The organism is Jiangella aurantiaca, assembly GCF_004349105.1.
Lineage (GTDB): Bacteria > Actinomycetota > Actinomycetes > Jiangellales > Jiangellaceae > Jiangella > Jiangella aurantiaca.
Map to the genome: position 1 here is coordinate 75,365 of NZ_SMLB01000018.1, position 12,185 is coordinate 87,549.

The 12,185-nt window shown below is 73.1% G+C and carries 8 protein-coding genes; all 8 read right to left on the minus strand.

Annotation, left to right across the window (positions count from 1 at the left end):
* Positions 1-105 precede the first annotated feature (105 nt).
* A complete protein-coding gene (locus E1262_RS15040) occupies positions 106-4,644 on the minus strand; it encodes a ThuA domain-containing protein (protein WP_132103951.1) in 4,539 nt (1,512 codons plus the stop codon).
* Positions 4,645-4,658: 14 nt separating this feature from the next.
* Entirely contained in the window at positions 4,659-5,534 is an 876-nt protein-coding gene (locus tag E1262_RS15045; protein ID WP_132103952.1) for a sugar phosphate isomerase/epimerase family protein, read from the minus strand.
* 96 nt (positions 5,535-5,630) lie between these two features.
* Entirely contained in the window at positions 5,631-6,803 is a 1,173-nt protein-coding gene (locus tag E1262_RS15050; RefSeq protein WP_132103953.1) for a purine-cytosine permease family protein, read from the minus strand.
* A complete protein-coding gene (locus tag E1262_RS15055) occupies positions 6,800-7,606 on the minus strand; it encodes an ABC transporter ATP-binding protein (protein WP_132103954.1) in 807 nt (268 codons plus the stop codon). The genes E1262_RS15050 and E1262_RS15055 overlap by 4 nt, the downstream gene beginning before the upstream one ends.
* Positions 7,607-7,626: 20 nt before the next feature.
* The gene (locus E1262_RS15060) at positions 7,627-8,637 is read right to left on the minus strand and encodes an ABC transporter substrate-binding protein (protein ID WP_132103955.1); all 1,011 of its coding nucleotides are present in this window, start codon (positions 8,635-8,637) and stop codon (positions 7,627-7,629) included.
* Positions 8,638-8,660: 23 nt separating this feature from the next.
* Entirely contained in the window at positions 8,661-9,545 is an 885-nt protein-coding gene (locus E1262_RS15065; protein ID WP_132103956.1) for an ABC transporter permease, read from the minus strand.
* A complete protein-coding gene (locus tag E1262_RS15070; RefSeq protein ID WP_203453887.1) occupies positions 9,538-9,801 on the minus strand; it encodes a cupin domain-containing protein in 264 nt (87 codons plus the stop codon). Before E1262_RS15070 ends, E1262_RS15065 begins: the two co-directional genes overlap by 8 nt.
* A gap of 300 nt (positions 9,802-10,101) precedes the next feature.
* Entirely contained in the window at positions 10,102-12,153 is a 2,052-nt protein-coding gene (locus tag E1262_RS15075; RefSeq protein ID WP_132103958.1) for a hypothetical protein, read from the minus strand.
* Between the last annotated feature and the right edge of the window lie 32 nt (positions 12,154-12,185).

The window sequence follows — 12,185 nt, forward strand, 5'->3', positions numbered from 1 at the left end:
CACGCCTGACGAGCAGTCCCGACTCCGAGCGCTCACCAGGTGAGGGCGGAACCGGCCGGCGACGGGACGCTGCGGATCGTCCCGCCGCCGGCCGAGCTCTGATCGCTACGCCGTGTCGTCGACCAGCAGCGCCAGGACCCGCCAGTAGTTGCCGGTCGGGCTGGACAGCCGCAGGTCCACCGTCCGGCCCGCCTCGCCGCCGTCGAGCGTGAACTGCTCCCAGGCGTACGACCCGGTCGGCAGCGTCGCCCGCGCCGGCACCACCACCTGGCCGTCGGCCTCCACCACGAAGCCGGACGTCGAGAAGTCCGGGTCGCCGGTCAGCAGCGACACCGTGTGCGGCCCCGGCGGCAGCGCCACTCGCAGGACGCCCGGACCCCGGTTGTCCAGCACGAAGTCGCGCCGCAGGGCGTCCGGGTGGCCGCGGTCGCGCAGCAGGGGCGCACCGGTGACCCAGCCGTAGCGGCGCGCCGGGTCCCACGCGTGCGACGGCGCCAGCGCGGCGTACGACGCCAGCACCGGGCTGGTAGCCGAGCCGCCGTCCAGGGCCAGCACGAGGTCGTCGCCGTGCGGGACGGCGTACGTGCGGGCCGTCGGCGCGCCGCCGACCACCACGCCGGGCACCGTCACGGACGCCGTCAGCACCGCCTCGGTGAGCGGCCCGGCGACGACGCCGCCGGCCGGCGCGGTGACCGGCACCTCCAGCGTCGCCGTCGCACCGGGCGCGACCGTCGCCGTCGCGCTGCCCGCGGTCCAGCCCTCAGGGACGGTGACCGTCGCGGTCACCTCCGCGGCGGCCGCCGAGCGGTGGTTCGTCACCGTCATCGACGCGGCCGACGTCCGGCCGCTGAACAGCGGCGCGCCTACCGTCACGCCGTCCGCCGACACCGCCGGCCGCACCACCACCGGTGCCGACAGCGGGACCGTGACCCGCTCCCGGCCCACGTGGGCATACCCGGCCGACCCGGTCAGCGTCACCTCGCCGGGCGCCGCATCGGCCGGGACGGACACGTCCCACGCACCGGTCAGCGTCGACCCGGGCTCCAGGGACGCCGCCGACGTCGGCCCGACAGCGACCGCCTGCCAGCCGTCGGGCACGGCGAGCTCGACCGCCGGCGCCCGCACGGTCTGCGCGCCGTCGTTGGTCAGCGTCGCCGTCACTCGGACCGTCTCGCCCGCGGTGACCTCGCCGCCGTCCGCCGCCAGCGTCGCGCTGACCCCGTCGACGATGCCGATGACGCCGTCGAGCGCGGCCGCGGCCTCGTCCAACGGCGCCAGCAGCGCGCCGGCGACCTCCGCCGGCAGCCCTTGGTCGCCGACCCACTGCCGGGCCTGATCGGTGAAGATCAGCGCGCGGTCGAGCCGCCGGGCGAAGTCCGGGTGGTCCGTCGCCGTGTCCATGGCGGCGGCCAGCTCGCCGTCGATCCGCGTCGCCGCGCTCGCGAGGTACGCGGCCTGCTCCTCGGTCAGCGCCCCTGCGTGCTCGTCCGCCGCGGCCGACACGTCCCGCACGGCCGCCCGCGCCGCCCGGACCCCGTCGAGCAGGGTGTGCCCGAAGCGGAACGCGTCGAGGTTGAACAGGTAGTCGTCGCCCGGATCGTTCGTGAACACCAGGAACAGCTCGTGGCTGCCGCCCGGGTCCTCGACCGGGATGCTGACCTCCTCGAACGCGTACGAGTCGCCGGTCGGCTCCAGCTGTCCGCTGCCGACGACCGGCCCGTCGACCGCGTCCAGCCGGACGGTCACCGTCCCGCCGGTCCCGGACGACGCGTACCGGAACGTCAGGCGGTTCACGCCGCGCAGGTTCACCGGCTCGTAGGACAGGTAGTCGCCGTGGCCGATCTGGCCGACCATCCGGTTGCCGGTGCCCTCCCGCGTGTCGTACAGGACGACGTCGCTCGCCGACGTCCAGTGCTCGGCCTGCTTGTGCCGCGGCTGCAGGATCGCCGAGTCGCCGCCGGTCAGCGGCGCGACGCCGTCGCCGCCGCGGTCGGTGTAGGTCGAGTCGACGATGTAGAAGATGTTGTCGGCCGCGTCGTGGCCGTCGTCGACGATGGTCTGGATCTCGCCGGTGCATCCGGTGTACTGCTCCAGTGGGTGACCGTGCTGGTCGTGCCCGAGCGCCGGCTGGGTGACGACGTCCGCACAGTCGACGCCGGCGCCGCTCACCCCGTCCTCTGCGTCGTCGACCCGCACCTCGTACGGCACCGGCTCGCCGAAGTCGAAGACCTGCCCGTCCAGCGGCTCGACCAGCTCGACCTCCGGCCGGGTGTTGCCGACGCTGATCGGCACGTTGGCGACGCCGGTGCGGCCGGTCGGGTCGGTGACCACCAGCTGCGCCGTGTAGTCGCCGTTCTCCGTGTACGTGTGGGACGGGTTCGGCGAGGCCGAATCGACGGTGCCGTCGGAGTCGAAGTCCCACGCGTACGTGATCTCGTGCTCGTCCGGGTCGCCGGAGCCGGCGCTGGAGAACTCCACCGTCAGCGGCGGCTGCCCGGACGTGGGGTCGGCCGTTGCGCGGGCGACAGGCGACCGCTCGCCCGGCCGGGCGTAGTTGATCTTGTAGATGCCTGAGTCGGTGTTAGGGTCGCCGCGCCCGGAGCCGCCGTAGTTCGACCCCCACTCGATGACGTACAGCGAGCCGTCCGGCCCGAACTGCAGGTCGATCGGGCGGAGGAACTCCACGCCGGGCAGGAACCGGTTGATGATCGCCGGCCGGCCGGCCTCGTCGAGCTGGACCTCGAAGATCGCGTTGCGGGTCCACTCGGCGATGAAGACGGTGTCGTCGTAGTACTCGGGGAACTTCGCCTCCGACGGGTTGTCACCGTCGAAGTGGTAGGTCGGGCCGCCGATCGCCAGCCGCCCGCCGCTGCCCAGCTCGGGGTACTCCGGCGTGACCTCGTACTGGTAGGGCAGCCAGGCCGGCTGGGCGGGCGGGAGCTGGGTCAGGCCGGTGTTGTTCGGCGAGTCGTTGACCGGGCCGCCGGCGCAGTCGTACAGCGGGCCGGACTCGCCGGTGGCGAAGTCGTGGTCGTTGTACGCCTTGTTCGCGCCGATGCAGTGTGGCCAGCCGAAGTTGCCGGCGCCGCGGGCCTGGTTCCACTCGTCGTAGCCGCGGCTGCCGCGCGTCGCGCTGTCGACGCGGGCGTCCGGGCCGACGTCGCCCCAGTAGAGCCAGCCGGTCTCCTCGTCGACGTGGATCCGGTACGGGTTGCGCAGGCCCATGACGTAGATCTCCGGCCGGGCGCCCTCGGTGCCGGGCGGGAACAGGTTGCCCTCCGGGATCGTGTAGGTGCCGTCGTCCTCGGGGTGGATGCGCAGGATCTTGCCGCGCAGGTCGTTGGTGTTCGCCGACGACCGCTGCGCGTCGTTGTACTCGAACCCGGGCCGCTCGTCGGTGGCGCCGTAGCCGCCGCAGCACGGCGAGGAGTTGTCGCCGGTCGCGACGTAGAGGTTGCCGGCCGCGTCGAAGTCCATGCCGCCGCCCTCGTGCGCGTTGACTTCGCGCTGCGACGGCAGCTCGAAGATCGTCACCCGCGAGTCCGGGTCGATGGTGCCGGTGGCCTCGTCGTAGGTGAACCGCGCGACGACGGTGTTCGGCTCGTCCAGCGGCGAGTAGTACAGGTACAGCCAGTGGTTCGTGGCGAAATCGGGGTCCAGGACGATGCCGTGCATGCCGTGCGTATGCTCGACCAGCACATCGAACGTCGCAGCCCGCGCCGTCCGTCTGGTCGCCGGGTCGTACACCTTCACGTCGCCGCCGCGCTGCACGTAGAAGACCCGGCCGGTGTCGTCGACGTCCATCGCCAGCGGGTCGTCGGTGTTGCCGTCGAGCTGGATCTTCTCGAAGTTCCTTTCGGAAGTCGCCGAGCAATTTCCCTCGATCACGCCGGCCGCCCACTGGATGCCGCCGAGCAGGTGCCGCACGAACAGCGGCTCGTCGGTGAACGCCGACGACGCGTGCCCCATCCCGGTGTACCAGGACCGGCCGCCGTCGAAGTTCTGGCACCAGCTGATCGGGTGGTCCGCGCCCATCCGGTGCCCGGTGTAGGACTTCGAGTCGTAGCTGGCCAGCACGTGCACGTCGCCGCGGGGGTTCGTGACGAAGTCGTACGGCTCCTCGGTGCGGGTCCACTCCTGCGGCAGGTGGCCGGTCGACGGGTGGATCCGGTCGTCCACCTCGACCTCGAGTTCCTGGATCGGCGGGTGGCTGAGGAAGAACGCGCCGACCAGCTCGCCGTACCACTCCCAGTCGCGCTCGGTGCCCGACGCGGAGTGGATGCCGACGTACCCGCCGCCGGCCTGGATATAGCGCTCGAACGCGGCGCGCTGGTCCGCGTTCAGCAGGTCGCCGGCCTGCGGCGTGGAGTTGGTGTTGTTGAAGATCACCACCTCGTAATGGGCCAGCGTCTCGTCGGTGAAGTTCGCCGGGTCGTCGGAGACGGTGACGTTGAACCCGTGCTCCTCGCCCAGCTGCTCGATCAGCGCCTGACCAGCAGGGATGGAGTCGTGATAGAAGTTCGTGACGCGCGAGAAGACCAGCGCGTCGAAGCTCTCGGCCGTCGGCTCCGCGGCATTGCTCGCGAGGCCGCCGCCGGTGAGCGCCGTGGCCGCCAGGGCGGCGGCGAGCCCGAATCGCAGCATGGCGCCCGCCTCCGTCAGAATCGCAGGTCGCGTAGGGACCGGAAGCTGTTGCGTGCGGTGCTCAGCTCGTCGGCGGGGTTGTCGTGCTCGACGAGGAACTGCCGGGCGCCGCCGCGGTGGGCGTGCTCGAACATCGCCGCGAAGTCGAGGATCCCGGAGCCGACGTCGGCGAACCCGCCGTCCGGCGCCATGTCCTTGACGTGCAGCGCTGGGAACCGTGCCGGGTAGCGGGCGAAGTAGTCGCCGGCGTCGTAGCCGCCGCGGGCCGCCCAGTACACGTCCAGCTCGAAGCCGACAAGATCCGGGTCGGTCTCCTCCAGCAGCACGTCGTAGAGCACGCGGCCGCCGTCGGTGCGGAACTCGGCGTCGTGGTTGTGGTGGAGGACCTTCAGCCCGTAGGTCGCGGCGACCGCGCCGGCCCGGTTGAACTCCGCGGCGGCGCGGCGGATGCCGTCGAGCGTGTAGAGCGAGCCGGGCAGGCTCGACGTGACGACCCAGTGGCCGCCGAGCGTGACGACGTCCGCGCAGGCGCCCTCGAGGTTGTCCGTCAGGCGGTTGTAGCCGACGTGCTCCAGGACGGCCTTCAGACTGGCGTCGTCGAGCATGGCCCGGATCGTGGCGGCGCTGTGGCCGTGCCGGCCGCTGACGCCGACCGTGGCGTAGCCGATGTCGGCGAGCGCCTGGACGGTGCCGGCGAAGTCGACGGCCAATGAGCGGCGCATCGTGTACAGGTGCATGCCGATGGCGGGGCGGGGGATCAGCCGGTTGCCGGTGCCGGCCGCAGCGGGGAGGACGCCGGCGTTGGTCGCCGCTCCGGCGGCGAGGGCGGTGGCGGCGGTCGCGGCAGTGGCGCGCAGGAACGAGCGGCGGTCGAGCGGGCGTGGGGACATCGGTGGGCTCCACCTTTCGTTGTTCGACGGTGAACTTCTCGCGGTGGTAAGCGCTTTCCGTGTGAACGGAAGGCTAACGGCGGGGCACGGGCGGAGTCAACGCCTGGAGCGGATCCGGTGATATCCGTGCACTCCGGCCGTGCAGAGAACAGCGGCGGCGAGGCCGGCGAGCGGGGCACCCGGCACGCCGGCGATCGTCAGGGCGACTCCGAGGGTGGCGGCCGGCAGCCACATCGCTGCGCTGACGGGGCGCGGCGGCCGGCGCTGCCGCCGTCGGGCCCGGGCCTCCCAGCCGAGCGGGACGACCAGCGGCGGCAGCACCGCGGCGAGCACCGTCAGCCAGGGAAGCAGGGCGTTCTCGAACCCGGTGGTCGCCACGGCGAGCCCGGCGACCCCGATGACGGCCGCCGCCGCCCGTTCGGGCAGCCCGGTCACCGACCGCAGCGCCAGCCCGCCGGAGTGGAACGACGTCAGGCACGGCGCCGCGACCGCCACCACGACCAGGGCCGTGCCCAGGTCGGACGTGCGCAGGTGCTCGACGAGGTCGGCGGAGTCGCTGCGCAGCGCGATCGTGGTCCCAGCGGTGGCCGCGACCAGGGTCGGCAGCACCAGGAACGCCGCGCACGCCCACAGGTCGCCGCGGCCGCGCAGCCCGGCGGTGAAGTCCGGCGCGCGTAGCCCGAACACCGCGACGTAGCCGACGAACACCGCGACGTCGGTGAGCAGCGTCGACGACGTCCCGAACCCGGCGTCCAGCGGCGTCTCGGAGCGCGCCCCGGCGCCATGCGTCGCGATGACCACGATCAGCGCGAGTGCGGCCGCCGTCGTCACCAGGGCCAGCGCGTTCCACCGGTGCTGACCGGCCGCCGCGATCGCCAGCAGTGGCAGCCCCAGCACGATGACGCCGGCCCACATCGGCATGCCGAGCAGCGACCCGAGCGCCGCGCCACCCAGGCCCGCGTTGAAGCCCAGCCAGCCGGCCATCGCCAGCGCCATCAGCGCGCCGACCACCGTGCGGTCGCCGCGCGGCAGGTACGCCTCGAGCAGTTCGGCCAGCGGCCGGCCCTCGCCGTACGGCGGCCGCAGCCCGAGCCGCCCCGGCACCAGCAGCAGCACCGTCATCGCGACGCCGCCGAGGAGCAGGGCGCCGACCGGCACGGGGCCGTCGTGCCGGTCGGCGAGTCCTGCTCCCAGCACCAGCGCCGCCGGGCCGGTGCCGATGGCGAGCCACGCGCCGGCGGTGTTCCACCAGCGGCGCTCGGCCGTCATCCGTGGTGGCCGCTGGCCCCCAGCAGCACCCGGATCTCGCGCGCCAGCTTCTCGAACGTCGGGCTGGACATGGTGGCGCCGTAGTCGCGGACCGCGGGCAGGTCGACGTCGTAGACCCGCTCGATGCGGCCCGGCCGCGGCGTCATCACGACCACCCGCTGTCCGAGGTAGACCGCCTCCGCGATGGAGTGCGTCACCAGCACCACCGTCGTGCCGGTCTCGCGCCAGATGCGGTGCAGCTCGACGTTCATGTGCTCGCGGGTGAGCGCGTCCAGTGCGCCGAACGGCTCGTCCATGAGCAGCACCGGCGGCTCGTGCAGCAGCGCACGGCACAGCGCGACGCGTTGCTGCATGCCGCCGGAGAGCTCGTGCGGCAGCGAGTTCTCGAACCCGGTCAGGCCGGTCAGCTCGATCAGGTGGTCGGCCCGGGCGGCGGCCTTGCGCTTGTCCATGTTGCGCATCTCCGCCTGCAGCAGGATGTTCGCCCGGACGCCGCGCCATTCCAGCAGCGCGGCCCGCTGGAAGGCGAAGCCGATCTCCCGCTGCGGGCCAGTGACCGGATTGCCGAGCAGGCGGACGTCGCCGCTGCTCGGCGGGACCAGCCCGGCGACGATCTTCAGCAGGGTGGACTTGCCGCATCCCGACGGTCCGACGATGCTGACGAACTCGCCCGCCCGGACCGACAGCGAGACGCCGGTGAGCGCCGTCGTCCGCTTCCGCTTGCTGGTGAACGTGCAGGTGAGGTCGGTGATGTCGATGGTGGCGTGCTGCTGCTCGGCGGCGTCCGAGGGCTGCGTCGTCATGGTCTCCGTCATCTCCGTGCTCACCCGGCCTCGCTGAACGACGACTCCCAGTAGGTCCCGGGATCGGCCGGTTCCGACAGCGAGCCGGCCTCGGCCAGCAGGTCGATGGTCTCCTGCCACTGCTCCTCGGTGTTGACGCCTGGCGTGCCCGCCTCGTCCAGACGGAGCAGTTCGATGCTCTGCTCCAGCTGGGCGCGCAGCACCTCGGCCGGCGGGGTCTCGTCAGCGCCCTCCTCCATGGCGGCGGCGGCGCCGTCCGGGTCGTCGGCGGCGGCCTCCCACGACCGCGCCGTCGCCCGCACGAACGCCTCGACCAGCTCGGGGTCGTCGTCGATGGTCTTCTGGTGCGCCACCAGACCGGTGCCCAGCAGGTTCATGCCCCAGTCGGTGAACAGCAGCGCGTCGACCTCCTTGCCGCTGAGGTCCTCGATGGTCGGGCCCTGGTCGTGGAAGAAGCCCATGATCGCGTCGGCGCGGCCCTCGACCAGCGCCGCGACCTTGCCGGCCGGGTCGACGTTGACGATCTCGACGTCGTCCGGGTTCACCCCGTTGAGCTCCAGCCAGGCGGGGAATGTCGCGTACATGGCGTCGCCCGGCGTCCCGGCCACGACCTTGCCGACGAGGTCGGAGGGCTCGCTGATGCCCTGGTCGGTGAAGAACTCCACCGAGGCCGGGCCGGTCTGCAGGAACACGCCGAGGCTCTTGATCGGCATGCCCTCGGTGATGCCGTTGAGCAGCGGCGGCGTGTCGGCCCAGCCGAAGTCGGTCTGCGACTGGGCGACCTGCTGGACCGTCGTGCCGGAGCCGCTGCCCGGCCGGATCTCCAGGTCGATGCCCTCCTCCTCGTAGATGCCCTCGGCGACGCCGTAGTAGAACGGCGCGTGCTCGCCGTACGGGACCCAGTTCAGGGTCAGAGTCACCGCGGTCAGTTCGCCGCCGTCGGCGCCGCTCTCGGCGGTGGTGTCGTCGCCGCCGCAGGCGGACAGGGCGAGGAGTGCCACGGCGGAGGTGACCAGCAGGCTACGTCGCATGATCGGCCCTTTCATGACGTGGTTCATGACGTGGTGAGCGGGACGCCCTGCCGCCGGCTGGCGTGCCAGGGGATGAGCAGTGCTTCGGCCGCTTCGACGATGACGAACAGGACGACGCCGAGGGCGGACATCAGGATCAGGTCGGCGAACAGCAGCGACGAGTTCAGGTTGCCGCTGGCCAGCAGCAGCACATACCCGAGTCCCTCGTCGGCGCCGACGAACTCGCCGACCACCGCGCCGACGACGGCCAGCGTCACGGCGACCTTCAGGCCGGACAGCAGGTGCGGCAGCGAGTTCGGGAACCTGATCTTCCGGAACGTCTTCCAGCGGCTCGCGCCCATCGTCGCGGAGAGGTCCAGCAGCTCCGGATCCGTCGACCGCAGGCCCGCGACCCCGGAGACGACCACCGGGAAGAACGCGATCAGCACGGCCAGGATCACCTTCGGCATCGGCCCGAACCCGAACCAGACGACGAGGATCGGCGCGATCGCGATCTTCGGGATCACCTGCGCGAACAGGATCAGCGGATACAGCGCCTTCTCCAGCGTCGGCGAGTACACGATGAGGACGGCGGCCAGCATCCCGATCGCCGCGGCGAGCAGGAAGCCCAGCACCGTCTCGTACGTCGTCACCCAGGTGTGGCGGGCGAGCATCTCGCGTTCGGTGACGAGCTCGTTCGCGACGTCGCCGGGCGTGGGGACCAGGTAGGCGGGGAACACTTCGGCCGCCGTGATCGCCCACCAGCCGACGCCCAGCAGGATCAGCAGGAGGGCGGGCCGCCAGGCGGCGGACAGGACCTGCCCCGCACGTTGCGCCGCTGTGTGTCGTGTGGGCGCGTCATCCTCGGCGGCGGGGGGTTCGGGGGGCTCGGCTGCGGGCGGCGCGGCCCGGGAGATCACCTCAGGCATCGAAGTACTCGTCCTCGTCGTCGGCGGCGGGGATGGCGACGACCAGCGCGCGGAGCTCGCCGATCGCCCGGTGCCGGGTGCCCGGCGGGATCAGGAAAGCGCTCAGCGGCCCGGCCGGGTACGCGACGCCGTCGAGCTCGACCCGGCCCTCACCCTCCAGGACCACGTAGATCTCGGTGGCCTTCCGGTGGTAGTGGCTGGTTGCGGCGTCGACATCGAGCAGGTGGACGCTCGCCGTCCCCGGCTCGACGTCCACGAAGGCCCGGCGGGTCTGTCCGCAGGAACACGCGCGCGGCTCGATCGTGTCGAGCTTGGCTGTGGCGGGTGCTGCCGGGGTTGTTGGCGACGGTGCTGTCGAGCGTGCGGCCATTCGCGCCTCCGCTGCAGAAGTACGTCAATGGAAAACGCTTTCCTGTGTCGGCCGACGTTACCGGTGTGTTGCCGAGATGGTCAAGGGTCAGGGCTAGCGAGCAACCCGTGATCATGTTCCCTCGCGGTCGCTGACACGCCGCCACCGCACATGATCAAGGAGACCGCACCGGGGGTGCCGCGCGGTTCAGTCGGCGGGCGGTGGTGGGGGCGGCGGCGTGCCGGGCGGTACGCCGACCACACGCACCGGCGTACGCCGAGCCGCCGGCGGCGGGGGAGGCGGCGGCAGCTTCACGCCGTTCACAGTCACGGCTGCGGTGGGCCGCTCTGGCGTTGCCGCGGGCTTCGCGGCGCCCGAGGGCTCGGACCCGGAGGCTGCAGTGTCGCGATCGCCGCGTGTCGACTCCGTCCGCGCCGAGTCGGACGCCGGCCGAGCGAACCGTCCACGGACCGCGTCCCGCAACCGGCCACCCCACGACGACACCGAGGTACCGGCGTCGTGGGCCAGCTCGCTCGTCGCCCGCTCGTCGCTCTTGCCTGGGACAGCCGCCCCCGACCCTCGCGCCGGCGTGTCCGTGCGCTCCGGCCCCGCTCCCTCGCCCTTCTCTACATCGCCCGTCGGAGCACCCGCCGACGTAGGTCGCCGGCTCGCCAGGACCGGCTCGGTGCCGTTGCGGCGCTTCCGGCCGGTGTCCGTGCGGGCCTCGGGTTCCTCGTCCAGCCGCTCCAGCCGGATCACCGTGAGCCGCTGCAAGGCGTCGCGGCGGGCCCAGGGTACGACTTCCTGAGCATCGTGCCGCGGGCCCTCGTCGTCGGGCGGAGCGGCGGACGGCGACCGCCAGCGCTCGGCCGCCAGCGGCTGATCGCCGAGCTGTTCCAGTCGCGACGTGGTGAGGCGGCGCAGGGAGTCGCGGGCGCGGACCCAGGCCGGCCCGCCCTGATCCTCCCGCGGCTCGGTGGGCTCGCCGGCCACGGTGTCGACGGGCAATGGGGCCGCAGGAGGCGGCTCGTCCACTGGCTCCGGCCGGGTGGTTCCGGCGCGGCCGAACGCCGCCCGGATCCGCGCCGCCCACGGCGGCGGTTCCTCCGGCGCGGAGCCGATTCGCGGACCGGGCTCCGACTGCGCTCGATCGGGCCACGACGCGGCGAGGCGCCGGCCGACCGCCCGCCGCAGCTCCAACTTCGAGCGGCTGGGGCCGGCCGGCGGGGCGGCGTCGGTCTCGGTAGCGGGTGCCTCGACGGTGTTCGGCCGGGCTGGGGGCTCGGCGATGTCCGGGCGGGCGGAGTCGGCCGTCTCGGTCGCGGGCTCGGCCTCACGCCGGGTGGCAGCGAGCCGGCGGGTGAGCGCGTCGCGGAGCTGAGCCGGGGACCGGCCGGCGACGGTGATCTCGCTCGACGGTCGCGACACCCGGCGCCGGCCGCGGGGCTGCGCCGACTCCGCCGGCGCCGACTCCGCCGGCGCCGATTCACCGGGGGTCGATTCACTGGGCGCCGATTCGGCCGGCGGTACCGGTGCCGACGACTCGGTGCGCAGGCGCGGGGCGGCGAACCGGTGGCGGATGACGCCGGAGGGGCGGCTCGGCGACTGGGCGGCGATGCTGGCCGACCGGGGCCGCAACTCCGGCTGCGCCGGCTCGTCGGCCGCGAGGTTCCTTGGGGCCGCTTCAGCGACCGTGAGCTTCCTCATGGCCGCCTGACCAGCGGCGGCCTCCTGAACGGCGCTGACCGCGGCACCAGCCTCCACGTGGGCGACCCGCGGCCGCGGCCGGACGGGAGCGAAGCGGCGCCTGATCGCGACCCGGAGCCGCACCCGGGCGCGGTCGGCGATCGCCAGGGTCGCCAGCGCGCCGGTCACCCCGACGACGAGCGTCGCCACCACACGCAGCTCCGGCGGGACCCGGGTCAGCGAACCCCAGCCCTCGAACGTTCCCAGCGCGGCCAGCCCGGCCAGGACGGCCGCGACCACGATGCCGCCGCGGTGCGGGCGCGGAACCTCCGGTGCGGGCTGCGCCTCCCAGGTGATCAGCGCGCCCATCGCGGCCAGGGTGAAGCCGAGCACGCTGCCGAGCCCGCCGAGGTCGGCGATGCCCATGATCAGGCCCGCGGTCACCAGCAGTCGCGACGACAGTCCCGCGGGGTCGCGGCGGCGCGCGGGGAGCCAGGCGATGATGAAGCCGAGGCCGAGCAGCAGCACCACACCGGCGACGGTGAGGCGGAAGCTGTGGTCGGCGTCGAACATATCCGACATTCGACCATGAGAGAGGCATGTAG

What these genes read in the sequence shown, in the direction of transcription:
- E1262_RS15040 (WP_132103951.1), bottom strand. Translation starts at nt 4,644, where the DNA reads ATGCTGCGATTCGGGCTCGCCGCCGCCCTGGCGGCCACGGCGCTCACC.
- E1262_RS15045 (WP_132103952.1), bottom strand. Translation starts at nt 5,534, where the DNA reads ATGTCCCCACGCCCGCTCGACCGCCGCTCGTTCCTGCGCGCCACTGCC.
- E1262_RS15050 (WP_132103953.1), bottom strand. Translation starts at nt 6,803, where the DNA reads ATGACGGCCGAGCGCCGCTGGTGGAACACCGCCGGCGCGTGGCTCGCC.
- E1262_RS15055 (WP_132103954.1), bottom strand. Translation starts at nt 7,606, where the DNA reads ATGACGACGCAGCCCTCGGACGCCGCCGAGCAGCAGCACGCCACCATC.
- E1262_RS15060 (WP_132103955.1), bottom strand. Translation starts at nt 8,637, where the DNA reads ATGCGACGTAGCCTGCTGGTCACCTCCGCCGTGGCACTCCTCGCCCTG.
- E1262_RS15065 (WP_132103956.1), bottom strand. Translation starts at nt 9,545, where the DNA reads ATGCCTGAGGTGATCTCCCGGGCCGCGCCGCCCGCAGCCGAGCCCCCC.
- E1262_RS15075 (WP_132103958.1), bottom strand. Translation starts at nt 12,153, where the DNA reads ATGTTCGACGCCGACCACAGCTTCCGCCTCACCGTCGCCGGTGTGGTG.